General features: G+C 59.8%; 29 protein-coding genes and 3 pseudogenes. 17 read left to right on the top strand and 15 right to left on the bottom strand.

The window, feature by feature from the left end:
* From RTU05_RS09305 to RTU05_RS09325, 5 genes and pseudogenes are all read left to right on the top strand, one after another.
* A pseudogene (locus RTU05_RS09305) lies at positions 1-304 on the top strand (hypothetical protein); the annotation flags it as partial.
* Positions 305-534: 230 nt separating this feature from the next.
* A pseudogene (locus tag RTU05_RS09310) lies at positions 535-1,037 on the top strand (DUF2252 family protein).
* A 536-nt stretch (positions 1,038-1,573) separates the two neighbouring features.
* On the top strand, positions 1,574-1,810 hold the full coding sequence (locus RTU05_RS09315; protein ID WP_312597663.1) for a hypothetical protein: 237 nt from the start codon (positions 1,574-1,576) through the stop codon (positions 1,808-1,810).
* A gap of 82 nt (positions 1,811-1,892) precedes the next feature.
* Entirely contained in the window at positions 1,893-2,258 is a 366-nt protein-coding gene (locus tag RTU05_RS09320) for a hypothetical protein (RefSeq protein WP_312597665.1), read from the top strand.
* Positions 2,258-2,965, top strand: coding sequence for an SOS response-associated peptidase family protein (locus RTU05_RS09325; RefSeq protein WP_312597667.1), 708 nt, complete (start codon positions 2,258-2,260; stop codon positions 2,963-2,965). Before RTU05_RS09320 ends, RTU05_RS09325 begins: the two co-directional genes overlap by 1 nt.
* Positions 2,966-2,990: 25 nt before the next feature.
* On the opposite strand, the gene RTU05_RS09330 is transcribed toward RTU05_RS09325, so the two are convergent.
* Together RTU05_RS09330 and RTU05_RS09335 are read right to left on the bottom strand one after the other, a co-directional pair.
* A complete protein-coding gene (locus RTU05_RS09330) occupies positions 2,991-3,431 on the bottom strand; it encodes a DUF1810 domain-containing protein (RefSeq protein WP_312597668.1) in 441 nt (146 codons plus the stop codon).
* Complete coding sequence (locus RTU05_RS09335; RefSeq protein WP_312597670.1) at positions 3,428-3,652, bottom strand: hypothetical protein; 225 nt, start codon at positions 3,650-3,652, stop codon at positions 3,428-3,430. Before RTU05_RS09335 ends, RTU05_RS09330 begins: the two co-directional genes overlap by 4 nt.
* A gap of 109 nt (positions 3,653-3,761) precedes the next feature.
* Between RTU05_RS09335 and RTU05_RS09340 the strand changes: the two genes are divergently transcribed.
* Both RTU05_RS09340 and RTU05_RS09345 read left to right on the top strand, forming a co-directional pair.
* Positions 3,762-4,103 carry a helix-turn-helix domain-containing protein gene (locus RTU05_RS09340; RefSeq protein WP_184279045.1) on the top strand — a complete coding sequence of 114 codons (342 nt, stop codon included), beginning with the start codon at positions 3,762-3,764 and terminating at the stop codon, positions 4,101-4,103.
* Between the two features lie 53 nt (positions 4,104-4,156).
* A complete protein-coding gene (locus RTU05_RS09345; protein ID WP_312597673.1) occupies positions 4,157-4,372 on the top strand; it encodes a hypothetical protein in 216 nt (71 codons plus the stop codon).
* Positions 4,373-4,806: 434 nt separating this feature from the next.
* Here RTU05_RS09345 and RTU05_RS09350 read toward each other — a convergent pair whose 3' ends face one another.
* Positions 4,807-5,649, bottom strand: a complete 843-nt coding sequence (locus RTU05_RS09350; RefSeq protein ID WP_312597674.1) for an FMN-binding glutamate synthase family protein — start codon at positions 5,647-5,649, stop codon at positions 4,807-4,809.
* A 46-nt stretch (positions 5,650-5,695) separates the two neighbouring features.
* Between RTU05_RS09350 and RTU05_RS09355 the strand changes: the two are divergent.
* Positions 5,696-6,454 (top strand): annotated as a pseudogene (locus tag RTU05_RS09355) (IS5 family transposase).
* Positions 6,455-6,535: 81 nt separating this feature from the next.
* On the opposite strand, the gene RTU05_RS09360 reads toward RTU05_RS09355, so the two are convergent.
* The 4 genes from RTU05_RS09360 to RTU05_RS09375 all read right to left on the bottom strand — a co-directional run bounded on the left by RTU05_RS09360 (position 6,536) and on the right by RTU05_RS09375 (position 9,236).
* The gene (locus RTU05_RS09360) at positions 6,536-6,793 is read right to left on the bottom strand and encodes a hypothetical protein (RefSeq protein WP_112862667.1); all 258 of its coding nucleotides are present in this window, start codon (positions 6,791-6,793) and stop codon (positions 6,536-6,538) included.
* Positions 6,794-6,805: 12 nt separating this feature from the next.
* On the bottom strand, positions 6,806-7,204 hold the full coding sequence (locus tag RTU05_RS09365; protein ID WP_185225542.1) for a DUF3597 domain-containing protein: 399 nt from the start codon (positions 7,202-7,204) through the stop codon (positions 6,806-6,808).
* 51 nt (positions 7,205-7,255) lie between these two features.
* Complete coding sequence (locus RTU05_RS09370) at positions 7,256-7,867, bottom strand: OmpA family protein (RefSeq protein ID WP_112862669.1); 612 nt, start codon at positions 7,865-7,867, stop codon at positions 7,256-7,258.
* Between the two features lie 67 nt (positions 7,868-7,934).
* Positions 7,935-9,236, bottom strand: a complete 1,302-nt coding sequence (locus RTU05_RS09375) for a mechanosensitive ion channel (RefSeq protein WP_312597679.1) — start codon at positions 9,234-9,236, stop codon at positions 7,935-7,937.
* A gap of 185 nt (positions 9,237-9,421) precedes the next feature.
* On the opposite strand from RTU05_RS09375, the gene RTU05_RS09380 reads away from it, so the two are divergent.
* The gene (locus RTU05_RS09380) at positions 9,422-10,009 is read left to right on the top strand and encodes a DUF892 family protein (RefSeq protein WP_312597681.1); all 588 of its coding nucleotides are present in this window, start codon (positions 9,422-9,424) and stop codon (positions 10,007-10,009) included.
* Here the strand turns inward: RTU05_RS09380 and RTU05_RS09385 are convergent.
* Positions 9,913-10,383: a hypothetical protein gene (locus RTU05_RS09385; protein ID WP_312597682.1), complete on the bottom strand. Its 471-nt coding sequence runs from the start codon at positions 10,381-10,383 to the stop codon at positions 9,913-9,915. The two genes, RTU05_RS09380 and RTU05_RS09385, sit on opposite strands and share 97 nt — an antisense overlap.
* Positions 10,384-10,422: 39 nt before the next feature.
* Positions 10,423-11,658, bottom strand: a complete 1,236-nt coding sequence (locus tag RTU05_RS09390; protein ID WP_312597684.1) for a tyrosine-type recombinase/integrase — start codon at positions 11,656-11,658, stop codon at positions 10,423-10,425.
* A 759-nt stretch (positions 11,659-12,417) separates the two neighbouring features.
* Here RTU05_RS09390 and RTU05_RS09395 point away from each other — a divergent pair.
* Complete coding sequence (locus tag RTU05_RS09395; protein ID WP_312597687.1) at positions 12,418-13,035, top strand: hypothetical protein; 618 nt, start codon at positions 12,418-12,420, stop codon at positions 13,033-13,035.
* On the opposite strand, the gene RTU05_RS09400 is transcribed toward RTU05_RS09395, so the two are convergent.
* Both RTU05_RS09400 and RTU05_RS09405 read right to left on the bottom strand, forming a co-directional pair.
* Positions 12,998-14,233 (bottom strand): hypothetical protein, encoded by a 1,236-nt coding sequence (locus tag RTU05_RS09400; protein WP_312597689.1) that lies wholly within the window; start codon positions 14,231-14,233, stop codon positions 12,998-13,000. The genes RTU05_RS09395 and RTU05_RS09400 overlap by 38 nt on opposite strands.
* Before the next feature lie 384 nt (positions 14,234-14,617).
* Complete coding sequence (locus RTU05_RS09405; protein ID WP_312597691.1) at positions 14,618-15,175, bottom strand: GIY-YIG nuclease family protein; 558 nt, start codon at positions 15,173-15,175, stop codon at positions 14,618-14,620.
* Between the two features lie 677 nt (positions 15,176-15,852).
* On the opposite strand from RTU05_RS09405, the gene RTU05_RS09410 reads away from it, so the two are divergent.
* The 4 genes from RTU05_RS09410 to RTU05_RS09420 all read left to right on the top strand — a co-directional run bounded on the left by RTU05_RS09410 (position 15,853) and on the right by RTU05_RS09420 (position 18,505).
* Positions 15,853-16,293 (top strand): hypothetical protein, encoded by a 441-nt coding sequence (locus RTU05_RS09410; RefSeq protein WP_312597693.1) that lies wholly within the window; start codon positions 15,853-15,855, stop codon positions 16,291-16,293.
* A gap of 931 nt (positions 16,294-17,224) precedes the next feature.
* The gene (locus RTU05_RS09415; RefSeq protein ID WP_312597695.1) at positions 17,225-17,821 is read left to right on the top strand and encodes a helix-turn-helix domain-containing protein; all 597 of its coding nucleotides are present in this window, start codon (positions 17,225-17,227) and stop codon (positions 17,819-17,821) included.
* Between the two features lie 291 nt (positions 17,822-18,112).
* Complete coding sequence (locus RTU05_RS18315; RefSeq protein ID WP_409411607.1) at positions 18,113-18,250, top strand: helix-turn-helix domain-containing protein; 138 nt, start codon at positions 18,113-18,115, stop codon at positions 18,248-18,250.
* Positions 18,251-18,322: 72 nt separating this feature from the next.
* Positions 18,323-18,505: a hypothetical protein gene (locus RTU05_RS09420; RefSeq protein WP_312597697.1), complete on the top strand. Its 183-nt coding sequence runs from the start codon at positions 18,323-18,325 to the stop codon at positions 18,503-18,505.
* On the opposite strand, the gene RTU05_RS09425 is transcribed toward RTU05_RS09420, so the two are convergent.
* The 3 genes from RTU05_RS09425 to RTU05_RS09435 are packed head-to-tail and all read right to left on the bottom strand — an operon-like array spanning position 18,502 to position 20,711.
* Positions 18,502-19,068, bottom strand: coding sequence for a hypothetical protein (locus tag RTU05_RS09425; protein WP_312597699.1), 567 nt, complete (start codon positions 19,066-19,068; stop codon positions 18,502-18,504). The genes RTU05_RS09420 and RTU05_RS09425 overlap by 4 nt on opposite strands.
* Before the next feature lie 9 nt (positions 19,069-19,077).
* The gene (locus RTU05_RS09430) at positions 19,078-19,686 is read right to left on the bottom strand and encodes a hypothetical protein (RefSeq protein ID WP_312597701.1); all 609 of its coding nucleotides are present in this window, start codon (positions 19,684-19,686) and stop codon (positions 19,078-19,080) included.
* The gene (locus tag RTU05_RS09435) at positions 19,683-20,711 is read right to left on the bottom strand and encodes a PAS domain-containing protein (protein WP_312597703.1); all 1,029 of its coding nucleotides are present in this window, start codon (positions 20,709-20,711) and stop codon (positions 19,683-19,685) included. Before RTU05_RS09435 ends, RTU05_RS09430 begins: the two co-directional genes overlap by 4 nt.
* Positions 20,712-21,016: 305 nt before the next feature.
* Here RTU05_RS09435 and RTU05_RS09440 point away from each other — a divergent pair, with 305 nt between their 5' ends.
* Positions 21,017-21,571: a dihydrofolate reductase family protein gene (locus tag RTU05_RS09440; RefSeq protein ID WP_165116485.1), complete on the top strand. Its 555-nt coding sequence runs from the start codon at positions 21,017-21,019 to the stop codon at positions 21,569-21,571.
* A 283-nt stretch (positions 21,572-21,854) separates the two neighbouring features.
* Entirely contained in the window at positions 21,855-22,061 is a 207-nt protein-coding gene (locus RTU05_RS09445) for a hypothetical protein (protein WP_184280210.1), read from the top strand.
* Positions 22,062-22,114: 53 nt separating this feature from the next.
* Here RTU05_RS09445 and RTU05_RS09450 read toward each other — a convergent pair whose 3' ends face one another.
* The gene (locus tag RTU05_RS09450; RefSeq protein ID WP_184280209.1) at positions 22,115-23,410 is read right to left on the bottom strand and encodes a sodium:proton antiporter; all 1,296 of its coding nucleotides are present in this window, start codon (positions 23,408-23,410) and stop codon (positions 22,115-22,117) included.
* 261 nt (positions 23,411-23,671) lie between these two features.
* On the opposite strand from RTU05_RS09450, the gene RTU05_RS09455 reads away from it, so the two are divergent.
* Positions 23,672-24,070 carry a putative quinol monooxygenase gene (locus RTU05_RS09455; RefSeq protein WP_165116481.1) on the top strand — a complete coding sequence of 133 codons (399 nt, stop codon included), beginning with the start codon at positions 23,672-23,674 and terminating at the stop codon, positions 24,068-24,070.
* The last annotated feature ends 65 nt before the right edge of the window (positions 24,071-24,135 follow it).

Raw genomic sequence — 24,135 nt, forward strand, 5'->3', positions numbered from 1 at the left:
GGCGGTCGGCGCCGCAGCCGGCGGCGCGACGGGCGGCCTCCTCGGCGCCCTGAAGGAATCCGGTCACAGCGACGAAGAAGCGAACGTCTATTCGGAAGGCGTTCGTCGTGGGGGTACGCTCGTCAGCATCAAGGCCGACGGCGACGAGGCGCAACAAATTCAAGCCATCCTGGACGGCAGCCGCGGTTACGACGCCGCCACGCGCGGTGAAGCCTATCGCCAATCGGGCTGGTCAGGCTTCGATGCGGACGCCAAGCCCTACACGTCTGAGCAGATCATCAAGGAACGCGCCCGGTATCGATAAGCCGGTCTCGCGGCTCGGCTGAGCCGAGTGGGACGAGTCAGAACGGCCCGACGTCATCGACGCCGGGCCGTTGTTCCACGTCGCTTTTGAGTCGGTTGCCTTTGAAAGCGGGTGTCTGAGATAAACTAAGCGCTCGCCTCGCGAATGGCGAAAGAAAGCCCATGTCTCGTCACGCTATACCCTCCGTCTCCGAGCGCGCGGCCAGCCTCAAACTGACCGGTCGACTGAAGATGGCGCGATCTGCCCACGCCTATGTGCGCGGCAACACCCAGCAGTTCTACGACTGGTTGGACGCCTCGCCGGCGGGGGTCCCTCAAGGGCCGCCGATCTGGATCTGCGGCGATTGCCACCTGGGGAATCTGGGTCCGTTCGCCGACGTCAGGGCGAGGTCGAGGTGCAGATTCGCGCCCTTGACCAGACGGTCATCGGGAACCCGGCGCACGACATTATCCGGTTGGGTCTGTCGCTGGCCTCCACAGCAAGGGATTCCAGCCTCCCGAGCGTTGCGACCGCTCGGATGCTCGAGCAGCTTATGCAGCGCTATGATCAAGGTCTTGAAATGAATCCTGACGACGGCTCCACCGACATTCTAAAGCCGCCGGGCGATCCGAACTCTGTTGAACGATCGATTAAGCGCCGCTCGTTCGGAACGCGCGCTGAGACGGCGTTTCTCAAGTTTTGTTATACATGTATGGCGAGAAAGCGTCTTCGGCCTGCGGCTTGTTCCAGTTAAAAGAGAACAGAGTCGTGACGAAGCACTCGACGATTGCTAGCGTAACCACCAGTCTACGGTGAGAGGTTCATCCGTGATGCTCCTGCGTAAGAAACCGCTTCGCGCAGAATAAGGTTTTGGAAACGTCGTTAACGAAAACCTTTGGGGCTTGGAGGTCGAACCGGTCATTATGTTTTTTAGAGGCAAGCTGATCGCGCAAAAAGTCACCCACGAGACTTATGGAGTTCGAACCGTTTCCGACCCATCAAAACGACCTACGCCTTGGGAGACGCAGCGGGCGCTTCACGGCTTGGGAAAATAAAGCGGCCAGCCGCACGGGGTGGTGGATTCAACCGGGCCGCCACCCTCTCAGGCCGGCCCCGCAGAACCAACTCCGATCCACCGCTAAGCGTTCCGGCAGTCCAAAAGACGACAAAGCCGCCGCTCTCGAAAGAACGGCGGCAGGGTTTGCGCAACACTTAGCGCCGACTTCGCGATCGGTCCGACTTCAAAATCGCTTTGGGCCGTGTCAGGTTCCGGTCCGGAGGTTTGAAACCATGACGACACGCAAGACCCTCATCAGATCGCGCGCCGGCGTTCGCCTTCAACGCATCGAGCATCTGGCTCGGCAGCAGGTGGTCCAGTCGTCCTGGCGGCTTTCAACCCTACGCCAGAACCAACCACGCTCGTTTGCCGATGAGACGGAAGCGGAGGACGCCTTTGACATGGAGGTCATCGCTTCGCTGACCGATCCCATCATCATGGACATGCAGCGTCGCGGACTGATCGACTGACATGGCGGCCAAGCTGAAGGTCTTCACCTGGTCCGACGGCTTCCATGCCTTCACCGTCGCCACAAGCTCGCGACCCAAGGCTTTGGAGGCCTGGGGCTCAAAGCAAGATCTGTTCGCAACCGGCCTGGCCAGCCAGCTTTCCGGCGGACCGGATTACGAGGCCGCCCTAGCCTCTCCTGGCGAGGTCGTCGAGCGCGGGCTTGCGATCGATGTCGGCAAGATCGGAAAGGCGAAACCCGCCAAACCTCGGGGACCATCCAAGGCGAAGGCCGCCAAAATCGAAAAGCTGCAGGCGGCGCTGGCCGATCTGGATCAACGCCATCAGGCGGTAAGGACTGATTTCGAAGAACAACAGGCCACGTTGAACCAGGCGCGTCAGGAGGCGGAGGTGACCTATGAGGCGGAGCATAAATCCCTGGCTTCGGCTCTGAAAAAGGCCAGAGCCTGATGTGCAACCTGTACCGCCAGCGCTCCGGCCCCCAGGCCATATTGGATGCGGCGAACGCGATGCGGTCGACCGTCGGCAACCTCGCGCCAAGCGACCTCTATCCCGACTATCCCGCGCCGATCGTGCGCTGGGAGGGCGCAGAGCGCATTCTGGCTTCGGCGCGCTGGGGCATGCCGTCATCCCAGAAGATGATCTTCGACAATGCGACGAAACGGGCCGACAAGCTAAGGGCCAAAGGCGGCGAGGTCGACTTTCAGAAAATCCTCGAGTTCGAACCCGACAGCGGCACGACCAACGTCCGCAACACCAGCTCCAGCCATTGGCGCCCATATCTGTCGCCGGCATCGCGATGTCTGGTGCCTTTCACGGCCTTTAGCGAACCGGGCCGGGACGCGGCCGGAAAATACCGGCCCGTCTGGTTCAAGCTCGCGGGAGACGAGCCCGAGCCGCTCGCCTTCTTCGCCGGCATCCACCTCCAGGCCCACACGAGCGTCCGCAAGATCAAGACCGGCATGGAGACGATCGACGTCTTCGCCTTTCTGACGACCGAGCCTAACGCCGAGGTCGGCGCGGTTCATCCCAAGGCCATGCCGGTAATCTTGATGCAGTCCGACGAGATCGAGGCCTGGATGACGGCGCCGTGGGAAACGGCCAAAGCGCTTCAGCGCCCGCTGCCCGATGGCGCTCTGTCAGTTATCGACGCCTAAACCGCGTCAAGCCTCCGATCGTTGTTTAAAGACGATCCGGCCCCGTCCTGGCGCTCGCCACAAGGTCTGCGGTCAACGGATCAGACGAAAGGCCCCAGCGCGCCAACGCCGCGTCAAACACGGTCGGATCAGTCGCCACGGCTGCAAACAGCGTCATCGATGAGCGGAACTTGAGATCGTCGGGCGATCCGAACAGCTGATGTACTGAGGCCGCCGGCGCCATAGTCGCGGTCTGGGTGGCGCGGGCAAGCCGCGCGCCTAAAACTGTATGAGCCAAGTAGGCCTCGGCCTCCGCGAGCGATCCGATGCCATAGAAGACAGCCGTCGAAGACCGTCCCAGAGACCGGGCTTGGGGGAAGACGAACCACATCCAGTGGCTTGTCTTGCGACCCGACGCGAGCTCGGCCATCGCAGTCTCAAACACAGGGTCTTGAGGCACGACGAAACGGTCGAGTGCTGTGGTCATTCGCGCGTCTCGCCCAGATTGGCGAACCAGTCCGCATAGGGGGTGTTTCGCGCCATGTGTCGATTGAGATCTGGCGAGCCGTCGGTCCACCACATCGGCCCCCGCTCGCCCAGTCCCACCTTGGCCTTGTCGACGCTGCGCCGCGCTGCGGCCAAAGCGTCCGTATCCTCAGCCGCCAGGGCCGACCGCACCGCCCGGCGCGCCGACATCAGATCATGCACCAGATCGTCCCTCGCCTCCGCCGATAGAGCGGGATTGGAGCACCGCCACAGCCGGCCTCGCACCACATCAGACTCGCGACTTGGTCGAAACTCTGCAAAGAATGTGAGCATGGCGCACGGCACAGCTACAGAAATCGATGTTCAGATCGGCGGTATAATCCGAGATCGGCGAGCCGCTATCGGCATGACACAGGCGGAACTCGGCAAAGTCATCGGCGTCACCTTTCAACAGGTTCAAAAGTATGAGCGCGGCTTCAATCGCGTATCTGCAGCAACCCTGCTCAAGATAGCCAACGCTCTACAATGCAGCGTGGCAGACCTTTACAACGACCCCGATCCGAATGGCCGATCACATTCTGAGCGCGCCATTCTCAAACTTTGGGCGCAACTCCGTCAGCCGGAACGTGATGCTGTTGTTGGCATGATCCGAGAATTCATGCACAGAGAGTAGGAGCCGCTACCGTGACTTGTGCGCCCTCGACAACTTCGACATATTGCGAAGCCATGGTTTCGTATGATGATCTTGCCGCCGGTAGCGACATCCATATCGTCTTACATGTTTCAGGCGCGATTCTGATCCAGCCTTACCCAGATTGCGAAATCGAGTTTGATACGTTGGTAGCGCATCTCTACGAGATCGAGGACAGAAACTTCGCAATCGTCCCGAAAATCGGATCCGACAGCCTCTACGTGTCAGCCGAGGTCATGCGTCTGAACTGAAAAGATAGGCTTCGCTCGGACGATGAAGATTCATGGGTCAAATCGCTACCGGCGAGGCAGGGTAACGGCACGTCTTAGCCGATAACACTGCCTCTTGCCGGCGAAATAACAAACATGTCGGTTGGTGGTTGAATAGATTGCCGGCAAGCGCGTGGACTGTTGAAAGCGCGCGTGCCTATGGGCGAATATGGAAACTGTCTGCGCGATCGAGATGCCAAGCTGCACCGTAGAAGTCGCGGTTAGAGTTACCTGCAAGCAGCTCACCGTTTTCGAGGAAAATGTGAAGCTGCGAAAACAGTCTCATCTCGGTGAGACTGACGCGCCGGACAAGATGATGCGGTCCAAGTTGACTTGGATGTTCAAGGCCGGCAGCCGCGATTATCTCGGACAACGCCAGTAGAATATTTCTGTGGAAGTTATATACACGCTCGGCTTTATCTCCGACTACGAGCGCTCGCTGGCGAATAGGGTCTTGGGTCGCCACGCCTGTCGGATACTGGATTAGTGTGACACGATAGAGATTGGATACATCCAATAGCGAACATAAAGCCGCGTCCCGCATTGATCCAATCTGCGCCAAGCGCCATAACAGTGGCAATATCGAAGGCGCTGACTATTTTTCCTGCGGCGCCAAGTTTTATTCGATCGCGCAGGCCCGCACCCACGAGTGTGTTGTGAACAAATAGCAGGCTTTCGCGGAGCGGCATTCCAAGGTGATCAGCAAACTCGACCGGTGCAGCGCCAGTCCCGCCTTCCGCACCATCTACAACGATGTAATCAGGTAGAATGCCCGTCTCAAGCATGGCTTTGACGATGCCCATAAACTCCCACGGCTGACCAACACACAGTTTGAACCCGATTGGCTTGCCTTCCGATAGAGCACGAAACTCATCTATAAAGTGAATAAGCTCGAGCGGCGTACTGAAAGCTGAATGGCCTGACGGTGAGATACAATCATGACCCACAGGAATGCCGCGAGTGAGCGCAATCTCTGGCGTGACCTTCTCGCCTGGTAGTATACCGCCCTTCCCGGGCTTCGCACCTTGACTAATCTTCAACTCAACCATTTTGACTTGCGGATCCGCCACTTGTTGAGCGAATCGTTCGGCATTAAACCTGCCCTGGTCATCGCGGCAACCAAAGTCACCGCTACCGATTTCCCAGATTAGATCGCCCGCGTGTTCGCGATGATAAGGGCTGATAGAGCCTTCGCCTGTGTCGTGCGCAAAATCCCCCTTAGGGCTCGGATCGCATTGGCGCTTAGGCTCAGGACCCATTGATGTGAGGCGAACGATCTGATTCAGGCTCCTGAGGCGTCTGGATATGAGCGATCTGTATTGGCTGACGGACGAGCAGATGGCTCGGCTGGAGCCCTTCTTCCCCAAGAGCCACGGCAAGCCGCGGGTGGATGACCGCCGGGTGCTGAGCGGGATCATCTTCGTCAACCGCAACGGCCTGCGCTGGCGAGATGCGCCGGCGGCCTACGGGCCGCACAAGACCCTCTACAACCGCTGGAAGCGATGGAGTGAGGCTGGCGTCTTCATCCGGATGATGGAGGGCCTGTCCGGGGCTCAGACCGAACGCCGCACGGTCATGATCGACGCGACCTATCTGAAGGCGCACCGCACGGCTTCGAGCCTGCGGGTAAAAAAGGGGGTCTCGGGCGACTGATCGGACGCACGAAAGGCGGCATGAGCACCAAGCTTCACGCCGTGACCGATGCGAACGGAAGGCCCATCAGCCTCTTCATGACAGCGGGTCAGGTCAGCGACTACATCGGCGCTGCCGCTCTCCTGGACAGCCTGCCCCGCGCCCAGTGGCTTCTGGGAGACCGAGGCTACGACGCCGACTGGTTCCGGGACGCCTTGCAGGCCAAGGGGATCACGCCGTGCATCCCAGGCCGCAAAACCCGCACCGAACCCATCCGCTACGACAAGCGACGCTACAAGCGGCGAAACCGGATCGAAATCATGTTTGGACGCCTGAAAGACTGGCGCCGGGTCGCCGACCCGCTACGATCGCTGTCCGACCGTCTTCCTGTCCGCCATAGCCCTCGCCGCTACCGTGCTGTTCTGGCTATGAGTCCTGAGCCTAGGGTCAGGCCGTTGTCTCGCAAGAAGCGCTTCATACTGACACCCTCTGTACCGCGCCCAGTCCGAGGCGCTATTGTCGCTCCGATCTCGACACGCCCAATAGGCGGACCATCCTCGCCATCATCAAATCCGTCAACATCTCAGCCGCGCGGGCGGTGATTGGCGAGCCCGCCTGACCGAAATAGCGGATCGATGCATCAAGGCGATCATCGCTCACGCCGTCGATGGCCGCCTTGATATCCGTCCATTTGGATTGCCCAGGCGAAGGCTCTTCCACATCCAGGTGGCGAGCGAGCAGGAGAATCGCAGCAGTGTCTTGAGCCGACATCGACCTGTTCGATTAGTCTCGCAGACTGGCCGGAACCTGGCCGCCATTCTCCGCAAGCTTTCGCCAGACCGCTTTGGACAGGGCGATGTTCTGTTCCGCCGAGCCATGAGCGCCAGCGTGCACGCCCAACTCCTCGGCGAGGTCCTTGCGGGCGTCGAGGCTGGAATCCAGGTCAAGTAGCTTGAGCAAATCGACGATCGATGTCCGCCAGTTTCCACCGCCGCCCTTCATCTCGGCCATTTGGGAGAGGATCTGGTCCACATCGACCGGTTGAGGCGTGAAGGGAGTGGCGGGCGCCGCAGGAACGGGCTGTGCCGAGACTGGGGTGCTCGTGGGCGCTTGGGCCTGAGGCGTCGTCGGACGCGCCTTATGGCCGGTGATCTTGTCCCAAATTCTTCCGAAAAAGCTCATGACGTCTCCTCTGAAGGTGGATGGCCCGGGCGCTAGCCCCGGCCTGTGCGGTTAGCGCTGGACGACGACCAGTTCCGTGCGGCGGTTTTCAGCCAGTCCTCCGGCCGTGGCGTTGCTGTCGACGGGGTTGGTTTCCCCGCCTGAAAGCGCCTCGATACGGCGGGCATCCACGCCGGCTGCCGTCAGGGCGGAACGGACGATGTCGGCCCGGGCCTGGGCGAGGGTTCGGTTCGCGGCGTCGGAGCCGCGCGCGTCCGCATAGCCGTACAGGCGGATCTTGGCATTCGGGTAGCGGCTCAGAACAGCGGCGACGGCCGCGATCTCGGGACGATCCTGGGGCCGAATGGTGCTGCTGCCGGTGTCGAAGTTGACGCGCTCGAACGCGAAAGTGCGCGGGGCGGCGTCCGAGCCAGCGAGGTAGGCGTCCAGCCCCGAAACCCCAACGGAAGCATTTGTGGCGGGCATGACCGGCGTCTCGGTCGTCGGAGCTACGGCGGCGTCGTCAGTCGCTGCAGGATCCATGGCGGCGCGGTCGTCGCCACAGCGGGTCAGCATGAGTAGCAGCAGCAGGAGGACGACGGCGCCGATGATCCAGGGGAGGTATTTGCGCCAGGCCGGGGCCACTGGGGTCAGGCGAGGGTCGCGATCGCGGTTATCGGTCATAACGAACTCGTCGTTAAATGGGGAAAAGAATGCGGCCGGCGATCTCGTCGATCGTCGGCCGCGGGTCTCACTGGGGCGGGGTCTTCGTGACCTTGTCGGCCCACGTCTGGGCCACCTTGCTGGCGGCGTCGCGCCCGCCGAGCCCGAAGGCTAGCGCTGCCGCCACCGCAGCCGCCCCCAGGATCAGGCCGAAGGCGAGAAGGACGATATCGTCGGCGATGCCCATGAAGCGAAGGCCCATGGCCGTCGCCAATGCGATCGTGGCCCAACGCACCAGGGTGGAGGCGAAGCCATCGGCGCCGCCCGTACCCTTGTTGATCAGGTTGGCGAAGACACCGCCGATCAGCACGCCGGCGGTGATGATGATCCCGCCGACGATGACGTGTCCGGCCAGGGCCAGGATTTCCTGCAGCGTCACGGCGATCGTGCCGAACTGCAGAAGCTTGGCGGCCTCGACCGCCGTGAAGGCGACGATCGCCGCCATTGCGATCTTGCCCACGATGCTGGACGGCGTCATCGGCTTGGGCACATCACTACCTAGAGCCCTTGCGGTGGCCGGTGTCACGTCACCGGCAAAGGGAGCCGCGGTCGGCTTCGGCGCGGCCGGCGCCTGGTTCGTGGCGGTCAGAGCCGTCAGGCTCGAGATGCTGCGGTCGAACCCAGTCGCCGGCAGGATGCGTTCGATCAGCTGGGCGACCCAGCGACCGATGAACCAACCCACCGCCAAAACGATGGCAGCGGCGAGAACATGCGGGATCGCAGCCAAGACAGTCGACAGCACGGCAACCGCCGGAACCGTCAATGACTCGATTCCCAGCTGCTCCAGCGCCGCGATCGTGATTGGGATCAGAATCAAGACGAACACCAGGGTGCCGATCGCGGTGCTGACGCCAGTCGAGCCCGTCGCCTTGGTCAGGCCGGCCTTTTCAAGCCAGCGATCCGCGTTGGCGGCCTGCAGTGCAGCCTCGACGACTCGCTTGGCCAAAGTCGCGACTACAAACCCAATGAAGAAGATCAGGAACGCGCCGAGGACGCTCGGAACGAAGGACGCGACCTGCGTGAGCAGTGAGTTCAGGGGCGTGACGACTTGGCCCAGGTTCAGGACGCCGAGGGCGGCGACGACACCGAACAAGAGGATTAGCCAAAAGGCGACATCTCCCAGGCTGGCGCCGATCGAGTGCTTCGGGTTGTCACTGGTGCTTGCCTTGGCGGCGCCAGGAATACGATTGATCCCCTTCGCCAGGGCCCATTTCACGGCCTTGCCGATAAACCAAGCCGCGATGAGGATCAGCACAGCGCCGATCACCTTGGGCGCCCACTCATAGAGCAGCGCGTCCCATCCGATGAACTCGTAGTTTGTCGTTTGCATACATCCCTCAGGCCTGACGCTGATCGCGCGGGTTTCCAGTGGGCCTAACAAGATCGAGCCTGTTCTTGTTCCGGCGCTAACGAGAGGATTCGCCGGAACGGATAGTTGGCTCATCGCTAACGGGGCCGCAGCGGCTTTCCGAACGTCCGCACGACATCCAATCAACTCATCCAGCAGGAACATCCATGTCGACGCCAGAAGATCTGAAAGGCCTCTACACCGACGAGCTGAAAGACCTGTGGTCCGCCAACGACCAGATGCAGCGCGTGCTGAAGGAGATCGCCCCGAAAACCTCTGATCCTTCGCTTAAGGAAATGCTCGGCAAATCGGTTGAAGGCATTTTAAAGCATACCGAGCTGCTGAAGGACCTGCTCGCCGGGCAGGACGAAAAAGTCTCCAAAGAACACTGCAGAGGCATGGAAGGCCTCGTCGCCGAAGCCACGAAGCATGTCCTCGAAGAGGGTCCGGAGAAAGTTCCCGTGTTGGACGCCATCATCATCGCGCAATATCAGCGGATGTCCCACTATGGCATCGCGGGCTTCGGGACAGCAGCGGCCTTCGCGGCGGGCTCGGGTCTCAAGGCCGACGACAAAAAGCTGAAGGCCGCGACCAAGGACATCTACGAGAGCGATCAGTCCATGTCCGACCGTCTTCCTGTCCACCATAGCCCTCGCCGCTACCGTGCTGTTCTGGCTATGAGTCCTGAGCCTAAGGGCGAAACTCGAAATCCCTTCTTCACAGCTTCGTCGCACAAACGGTTGATCATTGCGTAGATCAGGCGATTTTTCAGCCGCCCCATGTTGAATTCTGCCGCCAACACGAGCGCGGCGCGCTTGGTTATCCCTGCCGCCGATCGCTCTTCTCGGACCGATCCTAGAAAACAGATCGCATCGTGGATGTCCTGTTGTTCGAGCCGTTCATCATGCGGCAGGCGCTGAAACGACGACCTTGCCTCAATCGCGTCTATGCAGGATCGCCAAGCGGCGAATCGCTGGACCTGGTTCGATGCCTCACCATTGGCCTTGCCGTTACGTTCGGGCTTGGCGTGAGACAGGACATGAAAAATCAGCGACGAATCCAGCCATTCCGTGGATGCAGCGCTCTCGTGAGCACTGAACGGATCATCTAGCAGGTCTTTAAGTTTCATAGGATTTCCTTCCATAAGCACAAAGTGATGAAGCGTCGTTCAGGTCTTGGATGACGAGCGGCCACCGCGTGCCAGTGCAGCGCCAACATCCGATTGATAATCAGGCCGGTGATGTCCGTAGACTCGCTCAAGGGTCCGAGGGGTCATACCCAGGTATTGAGCCGCCTTACGCGTAGGCACATCGGCTTCCATCAGCCAGGTTGCCGCCGTGTGGCGATGCCAGTGGGGCGTGACGGTTTCGGCAAGGCCGGCATCCTTGACGATACTCGAATACCCCTTGCGGATACGACCCTGGATGGCCCTCGCGCCATGGTGCAAGACGGTCTCGACCGGCGGAAGGCCTTGCTGCGCCCGTTCAATGTTCAATGCATCATCCTGCCGACGCCAGCGTTCCATGTGTCGAAGAAGGCGCAGCGGGATCCGAAACATTGGACGGCGTTTTGTCGGCCGGTCCGCCTCGTTGCGACCCCGCCGAAAAATCCAACCCCGCTCCAGGTCCACCCAGGCGCTGTCATCCGACGGCGACCAACGCAACTTCGGCAGCACGCCAGGCCGAGTACCGGTGTAAATCCCAAGAAGGACGAACCGTGGAAGGTGCTTCCGGTTCGACTTTGTCGATGTCGTGGTTGCAGTCCACTCGCCGCCAACTCGGCGCCAGCCCCGCGCAGCGCGCAACAGCGCGGACACATCATCACGGCTCAAGGCATCGCGCGGCCCTTCAACTTTGGATGGATACGTGAAGGTCACCCGGCGCGTGAGGGGGTATTCGGCAGCCCAATAGGACACGGCCGCGGACAGGTCCTCCAGTTCACGCCGGGCGGCGGCCGGCGTAACGCAACGTGCAAGCGACGCATCTTTGAACGCCTTAATGGGTTGCTGCGCCCGGTAGGTAATGTAAGCCTCACAGGAGCTGCGTCGGATCGCGCCCAAGGTCTTCCCACCCCACCACGTCAGCACCGCCGAAAGTCGCCCAGACAGACTGACAGGATCTGCGACGCGAGGGCCTTTCTCGCGCGCGTAAAGGGCGATCACATCATCAATGAGCACCTCTTCCGGCGCCTGCGCACGATCGCTCGGCCGCAAGGCCGCTTCGCGCTCGCTTATGTACTCGGCGAGGAGCGTTTCAGCTTCGTCAAGGCGCTCTGGGCCGCAGCCCGTGCTGACGCTCTTCGCGCCGTCTCTGATGAAGTAGACTGGGGCGATCGAACGGCCGGTACGGGCGTCGATACGTCCAGCTCGTAAGTAGAGACGGACGCCTTTTGCCGGCCTACCCATTGCTGTAACTCGAACAGAGACCGAATCGCTTGCGGCGTGACGAAAAGACGGCCTGCAACTTTTGCTGCTCGTAAATTCCCCTTTCGGATTTCAGTTCGGAGCGAAGTGACTGTGAGGGGACCATTTGGGAAGAAGATGGCGATCGCTTCCACGAGCGTGAGAGGCTCTTCATCATGCCAATCCGCAGGATGCGGACGCAGCGTCGCACGCGCATAGGGATCAAGCACGGAACTAAAATGGGCAAGGGACAGCCTCAGACGGGCTATCCGTGCCCTGGCATGCTGGAGGAGCACCAGATGTACGGCCATTGTAGCGAACGCCGACATTTGTCTCTTCTCGAAGCCAAGCATCGATGAATAGTTCGCCCTCCGGCGCGCAACTACCATCGGGTCGAAACTTAACACCCAGTAGAATGGCTAGGAGCCGCCGGTCCGCGCAATGTTCGACGCTGCCGTCAAAAAGTGTGGTGAGGCGAGTATGTACGCACTCTGCCGACGGATAAGACACAAGGACGCTTCCCGCCGTTACGTACTCCGTGCAGCCTATTGACGGATGTAGAACCATGTCTCTTCGAAAGAAGATAACAATGTCGCCCGGCTCGCGCGGGAGGAGCAGGCTGTCGTAACAACCCCCGTGGTAAAATGTAAAATCCGACATTTTAGATATCCTTTCTATTTGAGGCACTAGACTGCAAATTCGTTCCGGGTTATTCCCGTTTTAACGTTCAGCCGCCTGACGGTAACACTGGGATCTACGATCATGGCCTACTTGCCTGCACTTGTTGACATGCTGGCCGAGCGAGATGGGCGCTTGAGGGGATCGGTCGACCACGTCGCTCGAGCATTGAGGGATGCAGGACTGATCCACACAGCAAAACGTGGTCGAGGAGCCGCTCCAATGACGGCTTTAGACGCAGCGGCTCTAATTATCGGGCTATACGGGGTACCAGACGCGTCCCCGGACTCTGTTGCCGATGCGTCTCGTCTAATATCGATGAAGCGCCGTGGGAAAGTCATTCGCCAAGGTACTCCTTTCGGTGAGTTTGATCCCTTGCCCTCTACGTTGAGACCGATAACGTCGTCCAAGACACTTGTAGAAGCCGTTGCGGCGTTGATTGAACTTGCGCCTCTAATCCGTTCACGTCCTGATAAACAACCGGCGAACAATTTGTTCGATGTAATGCTCCAACTGGGGAGACCACGGATGCGCGGCTTGATCAAAATATCGTGGACCGGACACGATAATAATACACAGGGCGTGCAGATTAGTTTCTCTGAGACGGACTCATCGCACAAAGAGCATTTGTATGCAGTCGAGGTCACGATCAATTCGATGTGCTTCATCGCGCTGCACCAGACGCTATTTCTGCTGGAGTAGCAGGGATGAGCGCTTGCGGCAGATCACCAATAAAAACCCGCCGCATACCATTGTAGATAACCTCCCCCCCTGAACCTCCATCAATCCAACGGTCTCTCTTTGCGGTCGCGTTTGACGCCATAACGCTATGCCGTGGCAAATAATGCTCGATAACGTTGTGAAGCGATGTCATTGCATGGCCCGTAACCGATCCGATCTCCGGGAGCGTGCAACCTGCCTTCGCCAACTCGACCACCACTGTATGGCGAAGATGACGCAGCAGGATCGGACTATCACTGTATCCAGGTACACTCTGCACGATCTTTTTGAACGCGACAGCGGCGCCTTTTTGTGTATAGGGCCGTCCATTTCGCTTATTTAAGAACATAAAGTCTCCTTCAGCGAAGTCTCTATCAAGGAACTCTCTAACGATAGGGCGCACTTCCAGACGCACCTCTCGCTTGGTTTTGCGACATTTATGAAAAAACCACCCGTCTCGATAATGTGTCCCGTATCGAAAATTTCGGACGCTTGTGAGCCGTTGGCCAATTTCGCGTTGGATCAAGATCAGCCGAGCCATCCCTGGGTGACCGCACTGGAGTGCAGCTGTAACCATGCATGCGACGTCTTGATCGCTCCATATGTAGATCTCGGCTCTCTGTAGCTCCACACTTATAGATGCGTTGAGGTGGGCAGGACGCCAGTTTTCTGCCACTGCTTTTTTAAGAAGAGATCGCAGTTCGGTGTAGGTATTGTAGCGCACACCCACTTTTTCGATTTCGTCTAGAACCGCATCAATTTTTGACTCCACGATGTTACTGGGCAAAAGACTTGGATCACCCTCCAGCCGGCGCAGGATCCAGACGTGCGCTCGACCGTAGTTTGCCCTTGTGGAACTCGCGAGCCGACGCCACTTCGAAGAGGCCACTCGCAATTTGATGAGACTTGACCAGCTTTGGTCGAAGCTCTTTGCTAACTCTGGCACAATTCCCGCCCGTTGGCGGGCAAGCTCAGCGAAAAGCTCCGCTGCCTGCTGGTAGATCTCATCTCGATCTCCAGACGTCAGATTTTCGAGGACGAGAGCATCTTTGCCGCGCACGAGTATAGGCGTTGTCGCCGGAAAGCCGTCCGGCCTCTGCCGGGCCGGCACTTCGAACCGAAGACGAATGCGGCCATCCATGCGCTTCCGCACGGCTACATATGGTCCAAAGTTTTCCATTCACATGCACTCCTTTCTACCTACCATAAACCGTATCGCGTATTTCCCGTTTCTAATCTCAGGAACCTGTACCGGGCAATTCCCAGTACGGCGCACCCTAAGTGGGAATTTCGCGTTATGCAAGTCGCTTTTTATTCCGGCGTTGCATCCTCTCCAGTCGGATCCGGATATCCTCCTCGATCGACGGTCCGGGCGCCGGCCTCCGCCCGAGCGCCGCTTGAACCTCCGAGAAATCGAATAGTGCGGTGCGCGCCCGATCAACAGGCGGCGGAAAACGTCCGCAGGAGATACGGCGCCATAACGTTGAAGAGGATATTCGTGCGAGAGCGCACACTTCCTGCGTGGTTAGACGGATGCACCCGCTCGTGACTTTTTCTTGTTGCATCAGTGCAGAATTCCCCGATCGAGACGAAGGCCTTTACATTGTTTGCGCAGCTCTAAGATCTGCGAGGCTCCCGGGCGCTTATGACGACCTGCGATGTTCAGCAATGGATCACCAGAGGCGATAAGGTCTCGCTCGAGCACCATTGAAGCGGGGTCAGCGCGGAAAGCAATCGACACGTGACCGTCTATCCACGCGCTAAGCTTTGCTTCACTGAAAGAATTGAAGCCGAAATACGGCTGCCCCACTACAGGCTGCGCTACCAGGTGAAGCTGCTCTGCGAGAACGGCGCCGAGACTCATCCTGAATGTCGATCGACAAGTGTCGTGAGAGGTGTGTGTTTTGAGACGACGTCGCAAGGAGTCGCTTGTCGCCCCAATATAAAGAACCGGTCGCTTGCCGAGCCGAAGACCATCAAGTCGCAGACTTGCCGCTTCAAGCGAGGGTCTGATCGCGTCTGGATGGTCGAGCAGCAGAGCGTAGAGGCCAGCCGTGTCTGGAGCTAGCTCGGGATGATTCCGCATCGCGGTGACGGGTTGAATCGTATAGCCTGACAGCATCTTATCACTTTTTACCATTATGGGCGAAAAGTGCCCACGCACACAGTGACCTAGGCCAAGAAATCGTAATGGTCAATAATCGCCCACATGGTTTTTTTATGCCGACTGGTGCACAGCTGAGAGCAGCGCGTGCCGTCATCGGATTGAGCGCGAGTGGGGTCGCCACTGAGACTGGGTTAGGCGTAAATACAATCCGCCGCGCCGAGGATGGCGGTGCGGCAGTGTTGACGTTTGCAAACGCCGAGCGACTGGTAGCCACCTACCGAGCTCTAGGCATAACCTTCCTTGAGGCGAACGCCGACGGCCCAGGCATCCGGTTTCATCTGACCTAAGATTGCTTCGGTTTCCATCGATTGAACCGGAGTCCGTTGCTGAGTCCGGAGTCCGAACGCATCACTCTAGGCTCTGACGAAAAAGCTCTAATTATCAATCCTCTGTGCAGGCCAGGTTGCTGCAGACCGCTTTCGAACAGAAAGTTCCCCACTGCGCCGCCATTGGCGGACGACGGACTCAAATGCGGCAGGCTGGCGCAAACGACGTCATTCTGTCGCGTCCGAGTCCGTCACTTAAACTGGTGGTGCTTTCGAGCTGACGCAACATTCGTTGTGGTAGCGATGTCGCCCCCTGTCTCAACTTCGAGAGCAGCACACGCCCTCGCAATGACTCAAGGAAACACGATGCAACTCTCCGATCGTTCCAAGCCAAATGAAGACGTGCCAGTGCAATCAGGCTGCTTGCCGACGTTGACGGATTTGATTGGGGCCTGCCACTCAGCAGCTCTGGCTCAATCGCCAGAATACCGATTTTGGGCGACCGTCTGTCTGCTAGAATCCTTGACAGTCGATCATCCAAGCGTAGCGATCTCCTCAGTTTTCGAAGTTTTGGATGCGCCTCACGCTCAGACTGACGGCTTATTCCAGCGATCGCCGTGTGGGGCGATTATAAAGGTCGATCATCGTCTTCATGACGATAACGACATCGGCCGGATTGCTGCTGAGATTACGCTTACGAGCGACAGCCAACGCCGCGTTTACCTCATTGAGGCCGCAGCCTTGCTGCTACTTGAAGACGCCTGCGCGGACCTGTCTCCTCTCTTCGAGCAGACCTGCAATCAATAGATCTAGCGGCTCCAGAATGAAGCCGTTGGCTGTGGGTTCGAGCACGCCGGTTCCCGAAAACTACAACAGCTTAACAGGTGTAGGGATGCCGAACGACCACACGCTGTCCCATGCAGCTTCACGCTGTCTCTAATGGGTCCGTCGCCTGCGGCGACATCGATGCTCGCCTGCTGCAAGCGATGCGCAGTCGTTGCCATATCCAGCCCTCCTGCAAGATAACCAAATGAACCCCGAATTTCCTTCGAACCCATCCCGCGGTTCGCACCCTGCCAAGAGCCGCATCAAACGTACGTACGGGCAGCCTCTGTCGCCGATCGGCCCATGGATGACCAGTCCATTCACCACGGAGATGTCGCCCACTGCAGCGGTGAAGCGTGCAGGCGAGTTTTCAAGCCCGGTCTACCTAGGGCTATTAATCCAGTTGCCGGATCCTGACGGAGTTGGCGAAGTTGAGCTAGCCCATGCCCAATACGTCCGCCAGCTTGTCGAACTAATCCCTCGCAGCGCCTTTCATCTTACCATTCCACGACTAGTTGTCTTCGATGTCCACGGGAGTCCACCGGTGGTCGGCTTGGGCTTGTACGACTCTGAGGGTGGGTTGGAGAGCTATGGCGTTCTCCGAAGCTCGCGAATTTCCGATCGGCCCGCCACAAGGTTCGAATTCGGATCGCATCAAATCCTGATTAAGAAGCCGCGCGTGCCAACCTAGGACCTCCCGGGCGCACAACGTCCCACGCAATGCCTCCGAAAACTCGTCATCCATTCTCTGACCGCGCAGGACTTCCATGAGCACTTGTGCAGCATTCGCTACGGAATGAGCCGTTTCAATCTCTACTCATTTTGTAGCGGTCGCTACGGATTCGGTCGGTTCGTTGGGAAAGGATTTTGTAGCACTCGCTCGCTAAAGCTGTGCTCGGGATGGGAGCGATCGATGGCTAAAACGACTAGCGTGCTCGGACGTCCCAGGGGTTTCGATAGAGACGCCGCGCTGGAGCGTGCAATGCTCCTGTTTTGGCAGGTAGGGTATGACGGCGCATCTGTACGAGATCTTGGAGAGGTGATGGGCGTGAGCCAAACCAGCCTTTACTCGGCCTTCGTTGACAAAGCTTCGCTCTACCTGACTTCCATCAAGCACTTTGAGATCACCCATGGCGTCTTAAACATGAGCCGAGTTGAAGCATCGACCACCTTGTCCGCGGCTATTACCGTCCTCCTCGAAGATGCAATCTCGAGGTATACTGCCCCTAGGCGCCCACTCGGCTGTATGATTTTGAGCGGCCGAATTTGCGACAAACCTGATCAAAGAAAGCTGCTTCTAAAACTTCGGGAACGTCGCAGCCGACAAGGCACTGCGATCTCTCATGCGATGAGAGGCTTCTCCGACACCACGGATCCCACTCTCCTCAGCCAGTATCTACTATCCAATTTGATCGGTTTATCGACGCTAGCGCGCGACGGCGTGCCTGCTTCAATTCTTCGAAAATCGGTCTCATTGATGACCGCCGGTGCGTTGGAGGCAGTGCCTTAACTTGGTTTGATGCGCTGAGCGACTGAGTAAGAAACGACGGTCTCGGGAACCCAGCCAAACGAGAGTTCGATCTTGCCAATCCGAACTGGCATAGCGCACTGGATCATTGGAATAGTTCCGAATGCGCCATACGCGGATATCGGCTTGGTAACTCCAACCAGGGGTGCACGTGGCGATACTAATTTCGCCCATCGGCTCGTCAGGGCTCCCTAAGCGCGGTCTCAACCGCAACGGCGTTGCGCCCTGCACCCTTCGGTTGTACAACAGGTCCGAACTACAGTCGAAGGTCAAATGTTTCCCGCCACCGAAAACAGTCCCCACCCCATCGACGTCACAGTCGGGGCTAGGATCACCAGCTTGCGGCTTGCGAAGGGCATGACGCAGACTGATCTGGCGACCAAGATCGGTGTAAGTTTCCAGCAAGTGTAAAAGTACGAGCGTGGGAGCAACCGCGTTTCAGCCTCGCGACTGTGGCGTACTGCTGAGGCCTTGGACGTCCCGATGACCTACTTCTTCGACGGCGTGACGACGGACACGGGCGCCCCACGTGAAGAACATGCGATGACGCCGTGGGCTCGTGAACTGATGGCGCTTGAGAAGAATCTTCCCGCAAGCGCGCGCAAGCTCGTGCTGAACATGGCGCGCCAGCTCGCCGAGCGGGGGACGGTGGCGTCCGGCGTCTAACCCACGAGCCGCGGCGGCGCCCTGCCCGTATTCGGGCAAGACAGGTCCAAGACGGCGACGTCCGCCTCACCAAGCTTCAGACCCAGGGCATCCAAAACCGGATTGATCGCGCTATCGAGAACAGGCCCCAGCGGCGACAGCAGCTGTCCCAATGCTGACGCCACGCCGCCCAACGGCAAGCCTGCGACATCCAGTTCCAGTCGCTGCAGCAAGCTGCTGATCAAGCCCGTCGCCAGGCTTCGGCTTTTAACCGTTTTGATCCGACGGGCTTCGATGTCGTCAGAGCCGAATAGGACCGACTGAGCTCCGGGGTCGGCTGCCTCGACATCCGCTTTGGCCTTGACTGTCACGAGTCCCAAAACAGAGGCCAGCGTCGCCTTACTCGGCTCTACGGGCGCCTTGAAGTTCGCCAGCTTGGTTTCGTCGACTGCGCCGATCATCGCGCGCGCCACTCCCGGTCTCGCGCCGACCCGCACGGACCTGGCGGGCGCGCAGCTCAACTGCTCGAGGCGGGCTTCCGCGGGCGCCAATTCGACGAGGATCGGCAGATTGACCTGGGCCAATCCCGAAAGCTACTGCGCCGTCTTTGCCCGAAGGTAGAGACGGGCCTGAGCAGTCCTCAGAACAGGCTCGCCGCGTGCAGTGACGGCGATCCAGGGCGACGTATTCGGCCGCTCGCCAATCGCCAGGGTCGCCTTCAGATCGGCAATCCCGGCCTGCGCGCCGAGCTTGAGCTCAATCTGCCTGTTGCCTCCCGCGATCTCGGCGATCGCCATAACAAGGTCCGGCGCGCTGACGTCAGCGTTGAGACCTTCCCGCAAGCCCTGCCGGGCATCGACCTCGGCCCCGATCAGCCGATCCACCTCCATATTCATACCTGTGGCGGCGCTGCTCAGGCGTCCCAAGGCGCCGCCGTCCCGACCTCCGGCCAAGGCTTGGACAACGCCGAGCGCTTGGCCAGCGTCCACGTCCGTCGCCAGAAGGCGATCATAGTCGCCGACGGTCACGTTCGCCTTGGTCGCCAGCGGATCGGAGAACTGGAGAAGGTTGATCTTGAGGTCGGCCAGCGCCCGATAATCCATCACGCTCAACGACACCTGGCTGCCCAGAAGACCGGTGAGGATTTGGTTGGCGATCCCCCCGTCGAGCCGCGCCAGGCAAGCCCCAAGACTGATCATCACCTTCGGCGTCTGGGGCGCGGACGCTGCTGCGGTGCGCGTGACGAGCACTTCATCGCGTCCCAGCAACGACTGAAATAGATCGGCGCCTTGGCCGTGACGGTCACGCGCGCGGCGTCGATATCGGCGCCGCCGGGCTCAAACCGCTGATCGGGCGTTATAGCGGGGTCCGGCCGATAGCGACCCGTCTCCGTTTCGACCGCGCGGACGCTCGCGAGATTGAGCGCAATCGTTGCCGCTGCGGCGGTTGGGGCGCGGTCGAGCCGCCCTGCGGCGGCTAGGGCCCCCAGATCGGCGGCGCCCTGAACTTTGCGCGCATGAAGGGCGAGGGCCCCAAGATCGACAGCAATCGCCGCCGCGATGCAGGCCAGGGCGGCGCCGACGGCGCTGATCGCTGCGACGCCTCCGTTCTCGTCGGGACCAAAGGGGCGTTGGGACATGTCAGTAAGCCCCGATCTCGATCGCTGCGGATCGTGCGATCGTCTTCGGGGGCTGGCCGGCACAAGTTGCTGCAGGCTTGGTATCGAGGCTGACAAGACGCCGCGAAGCGTTCCAAACCGTGCCAGAAGATGTTCGGCGCGATCTGCAGAATCCGTATCCAGGGTGCCATGATATAGAAACAGGGTGAGCAATTCGGTGTCCGAGAGGATATCGAGTCCGTGTGCGAGTGCGCGCTCTTCGAGCGAATGTGCGCCAATGGTTGTCACGTCACGGCCTTGAACGAACAGGCCGCAAACAACACCGCGCGCATCACGCATCGGTTCGTAGGAAATATCCAATCGGCGCTGTAGGGGCTGACCGGCAGGCGACCAGTCGAGCCTGACAGACTTGTCCCGAACGAAAATCGGTTCACCCGTTCGGAACGCCTTGTGCGGCGCATCCGCGAGTCCCTGGTGATCTAGTTCAGGAAACACCTCCGCTCGGGTGCGACCGATAAGGTCGCGATCACCAAAAGCCGCGCGATGCGCGCTGTTGACGAACTCGAAAACAAGGTCGGGACCTCCGAGAACAGCGATGAAGCTCCTCATCTGCACCACTATCCATCACAAGTTCGTCCAGCGAACGTGATAAAGCGAACAGCCTGGAGGTGTTCAATCCGCATCCGCACGCTATTGGATGGGTCACTTTAGCGCGTGCGGGAGTTGCGCCTGCTAAGACGTCAAGATCGCCAGATCGGAATGACTGATTAGCGCCAGGAGCGGTCATGCGGACCATGCCGGAAAGACGACATTCCGTGCGTGGATCAGAGGTCCTCTTTAGGGGGCGATGGCTGCTTCGCAAACCAACCCGTTGCGGACGTTGAGCTCGAGCCAAGATCGCATAGGCTAGCCTCATGGGACTTCTGACCTTCAGCATCAACCTCACTCTAGATGGCTGCGTCGACCATCAGGAAGGCATCGCCGACGACGAGACGCACGCCTTTTTTACCCGCTTGATGGACGAGAACGGCGCGATGCTCTGGGGTCGTGTGACCTACGAGATGATGGAGAGATACTGGCCTACCGTCGCTAGTGGCGAGGTGGATGCACCTGCGGCGATCCGCGAGTGGGCGGTCAAGCTGGAAGACAAACCAAAGTATGTGGCGTCAACGACGCGTACGACGTTCCCGTGGACAAACAGCCACCATCTTGGCAGCGACTTACATGCGGCGGTGCAAGCGCTGAAGGACGCTACGCCGGCTGGCGTGCTCCTCGGCAGCGACAAGCTGGCGACGGAACTAGATCGGTTGAATCTGATCGACGAATACAAGCTCGTCGTTCATCCAAGGATCGCAGGGCACGGTCCGACCCTTTATCACGCCGGCTTGTCCGCAACACGCAGACTAGAACTGCTCTCGACCAAGCCTTTCAGTAACGGCGCGGTCGCTATGCATTACCGGGCTCATTGATTGAAAGTTGGGACGATGTCCGCTTCCCACCGATACTGTTGAAAAAGTCCGCGACCCTGCTGTGATCGACCTTCTGGGCTCGATGTGGTGCCGCCGCGAGAATCTAACCGATTGATTTTGTTAAAGCCGAATTTCGTGAACGGCACGCAGTTTGCGCCGTTTCAGCGGTCTCCCGACTTTTTCAACAGTATCCACCCGAGGCGGACATCGGCCCAGCCGATTAGGCTAGTGCGATCTGGGGTATTCGCATGTCAAAGTCGCCTGCTGGATCGTTCAACTGACCATGAGCAGTGATGTCCAGCGTGACGGCATGTTCCTCGAACTGTCGGATGGGGTGATCGAACACGCGCTCTTGGCAGAGGTTTTCTACGCTGACGCAAACGGTCAGATGACCTTGGCGACGTTTGATAACGGAAGCATCCCCCTTGAAGTCGTGGAGTGGCTCATCTCGGAAGCTAAGCGAAGGCTACCGCCAGTCGATGACCGCTAACCACCCGTAGCGGACATTTGAGGTGCCTGATCCAATCGGCCTTGGTCACAAAGTCAGGCTGACGTTCCTCGCCCCGACGTTTCGGCCTGCACCCCATCCGCCTCTGCATCCGGATCGCGGCCTTCGCTGCGGTCAAACCATCGCATCACCGGCGTGACCGTGATCCCGTGCAGCAGGATCGACATCAGGCAGATCAGCCCCACGATGGCCCACAGCCGGTCGTCGCTCTCGAACGGCGCGGCGTTCAGCCCATAGGCCAGATAGTAGAAGGACCCCACGCCCCGGATCCCGAAGAAGGCCAGAATCAGCTTCTCGCGCATCGGCCGCTTCCAGCCGATGAAGCCGATCATCCCGGTCAGAGGCCGCACCACCAGCACGATCGCCAACGCCACCATCGCATCCAGCGGCCGCAGCGGCGCCAGCAGGCCCGACGCCAGCCCCCCGCCGAACAGCACCAGCACCACCATCATCGCCATACGCTCGATCTGCTCGATGAAGTCGTGCATCTCGACTTGGAAATCGTGGTCCCGGTCTGCGTGCCGGAACGCCAGCGCCGTGATGAACACCGCCAGAAAGCCGTAGCAGTGCAGCATCTCCGTCACCGAGTATGAGATGAAGGTCGCCGCCAGGGCGATGAACCCGTCGCGCGTCGCGGCCAGTCGCGTGCTGGCCGGAATGGTGAAGGTTAGCCAGCCGAACAGCCAGCCGATCGCCCAGCCGATGCCCAGCCCGGCGCCGATTTCCCACAGCACGCTGACGGTCAGCCACTCTACGAACCAGTCGTCCTTCTGGCCCGCCGCCACCAGGGCCAGGGCGATGGCCAGGTTCACGAACGGGAACGCCAACCCGTCGTTCAGCCCCGCCTCGGACGTCAGGCCGAACCGCACCTCGTCTTCACGCCCTTCGCCCGGCGCCGCCACCTGGATGTCCGACGCCAGCACAGGATCGGTCGGCGCCAGCGTGCCGGCCAGCAGGATCGCCCCCGCCAGGCCCAGCCCCAGGACCGTCCATCCCAGCAGCGCGATCGCCACGATCGACAGCATCATGGTGACGCCCAGCAACCGCCAGGTCACGCCCCATCGCCTCGGATTGAAGATCCGGTCGATCTTCAGCCCTGCCCCCATCAGGGCGATGATCACCACGAACTCGGTCAGCCGCTCGGTGATCTCGGGATAGGTCTGCGGCAGCGGATCGAACCCCACCTGCGGCAGGCTGAACAGCGCGGCCCCAAGCCCGACGCAGACGATCGGCAGCGAAAGCGGCGCGCGCCGGAACACCAGCGGCAGCCACGCCACCAGCGCGACCAGCGCCCCCACCACAAACAGCATGAGGATATAGGAATCGGGCATGGCTCTCCGGAGGATCGACAAGGCGTCGTTCCCTTAATGCGGCAACGCCCGTCCGGTTACCGGTCGTTTCTAGAGGCTATGGTTCCACGCCCCGTTGTTTCGATGAGGAACATCCACTAATCACCCCGATTTGGCGTCAAGGGCGACTGCTTTCCGGCCTAACGGCCAACATCCGCGTTCGGCGCCAAAGCCCAGGACCGAAATCGACCCGTTGCGGAACTATCCGCTTGTCTCGATCCATCGGCCAGCTAACGTATTGCGATGGAAATCAGCCGCAGAATCGTCGTTGCTGGCGTGGGCTTGGCCGTCACTTCACCGCTTCGCGCGTCTGCTGCGGACATGGAAAGTTCATCGATGTACGGCTTGATCGGCAAAATGACAGCGCAGCCAGGTCATCGCGACGAGCTGGTCAGAGTCCTCATCGAAGGTGTAAGCGGACTGCCGGGCTGTTTGAGCTACATCGTTGCTTTGGACCCGCTAGAGCCGGAGGTGATTTGGATCACAGAGGCATGGCAGAGCAAGGAAGCGCACGGCGCGTCACTCACGCTTCCGGCGGTCCGCGATGCGATCTCGAGAGGGCGACCGATGATCGCGGGAATGTCGAGGGTGGCCGAGACGGCGCCCGCAGGAGGGTACGGCCTCTCGGCGCCTGCCCACTAACATCCGCTTCCCACCGATTTCGTTGAAAAAGGCGGCCTCCGGCAATTGGCATGAGGCCGCCGCGC

The sequence above is a fragment of the Brevundimonas sp. genome (genome assembly GCF_032017145.1).
Classification (GTDB): domain Bacteria; phylum Pseudomonadota; class Alphaproteobacteria; order Caulobacterales; family Caulobacteraceae; genus Brevundimonas.

Excerpts from the sequence above, each read along its gene's own strand:
- RTU05_RS09315 (WP_312597663.1), top strand. The coding sequence starts at position 1,574 with ATGACGACACGCAAGACCCTCATCAGATCGCGCGCCGGCGTTCGCCTT.
- RTU05_RS09325 (WP_312597667.1), top strand. The coding sequence starts at position 2,258 with ATGTGCAACCTGTACCGCCAGCGCTCCGGCCCCCAGGCCATATTGGAT.
- RTU05_RS09330 (WP_312597668.1), bottom strand. The coding sequence starts at position 3,431 with ATGACCACAGCACTCGACCGTTTCGTCGTGCCTCAAGACCCTGTGTTT.
- RTU05_RS09340 (WP_184279045.1), top strand. The coding sequence starts at position 3,762 with ATGGCGCACGGCACAGCTACAGAAATCGATGTTCAGATCGGCGGTATA.
- RTU05_RS09345 (WP_312597673.1), top strand. The coding sequence starts at position 4,157 with ATGGTTTCGTATGATGATCTTGCCGCCGGTAGCGACATCCATATCGTC.
- RTU05_RS09350 (WP_312597674.1), bottom strand. The coding sequence starts at position 5,649 with ATGGGTCCTGAGCCTAAGCGCCAATGCGATCCGAGCCCTAAGGGGGAT.
- RTU05_RS09360 (WP_112862667.1), bottom strand. The coding sequence starts at position 6,793 with ATGTCGGCTCAAGACACTGCTGCGATTCTCCTGCTCGCTCGCCACCTG.
- RTU05_RS09365 (WP_185225542.1), bottom strand. The coding sequence starts at position 7,204 with ATGAGCTTTTTCGGAAGAATTTGGGACAAGATCACCGGCCATAAGGCG.
- RTU05_RS09370 (WP_112862669.1), bottom strand. The coding sequence starts at position 7,867 with ATGACCGATAACCGCGATCGCGACCCTCGCCTGACCCCAGTGGCCCCG.
- RTU05_RS09375 (WP_312597679.1), bottom strand. The coding sequence starts at position 9,236 with ATGCAAACGACAAACTACGAGTTCATCGGATGGGACGCGCTGCTCTAT.
- RTU05_RS09380 (WP_312597681.1), top strand. The coding sequence starts at position 9,422 with ATGTCGACGCCAGAAGATCTGAAAGGCCTCTACACCGACGAGCTGAAA.
- RTU05_RS09385 (WP_312597682.1), bottom strand. The coding sequence starts at position 10,383 with ATGAAACTTAAAGACCTGCTAGATGATCCGTTCAGTGCTCACGAGAGC.
- RTU05_RS09390 (WP_312597684.1), bottom strand. The coding sequence starts at position 11,658 with ATGGGTAGGCCGGCAAAAGGCGTCCGTCTCTACTTACGAGCTGGACGT.
- RTU05_RS09395 (WP_312597687.1), top strand. The coding sequence starts at position 12,418 with ATGGCCTACTTGCCTGCACTTGTTGACATGCTGGCCGAGCGAGATGGG.
- RTU05_RS09400 (WP_312597689.1), bottom strand. The coding sequence starts at position 14,233 with ATGGAAAACTTTGGACCATATGTAGCCGTGCGGAAGCGCATGGATGGC.
- RTU05_RS09405 (WP_312597691.1), bottom strand. The coding sequence starts at position 15,175 with ATGCTGTCAGGCTATACGATTCAACCCGTCACCGCGATGCGGAATCAT.
- RTU05_RS09410 (WP_312597693.1), top strand. The coding sequence starts at position 15,853 with ATGCAACTCTCCGATCGTTCCAAGCCAAATGAAGACGTGCCAGTGCAA.
- RTU05_RS09415 (WP_312597695.1), top strand. The coding sequence starts at position 17,225 with ATGGCTAAAACGACTAGCGTGCTCGGACGTCCCAGGGGTTTCGATAGA.
- RTU05_RS18315 (WP_409411607.1), top strand. The coding sequence starts at position 18,113 with ATGTTTCCCGCCACCGAAAACAGTCCCCACCCCATCGACGTCACAGTC.
- RTU05_RS09420 (WP_312597697.1), top strand. The coding sequence starts at position 18,323 with ATGACCTACTTCTTCGACGGCGTGACGACGGACACGGGCGCCCCACGT.
- RTU05_RS09435 (WP_312597703.1), bottom strand. The coding sequence starts at position 20,711 with ATGAGGAGCTTCATCGCTGTTCTCGGAGGTCCCGACCTTGTTTTCGAG.
- RTU05_RS09440 (WP_165116485.1), top strand. The coding sequence starts at position 21,017 with ATGGGACTTCTGACCTTCAGCATCAACCTCACTCTAGATGGCTGCGTC.
- RTU05_RS09445 (WP_184280210.1), top strand. The coding sequence starts at position 21,855 with ATGAGCAGTGATGTCCAGCGTGACGGCATGTTCCTCGAACTGTCGGAT.
- RTU05_RS09450 (WP_184280209.1), bottom strand. The coding sequence starts at position 23,410 with ATGCCCGATTCCTATATCCTCATGCTGTTTGTGGTGGGGGCGCTGGTC.
- RTU05_RS09455 (WP_165116481.1), top strand. The coding sequence starts at position 23,672 with ATGGAAATCAGCCGCAGAATCGTCGTTGCTGGCGTGGGCTTGGCCGTC.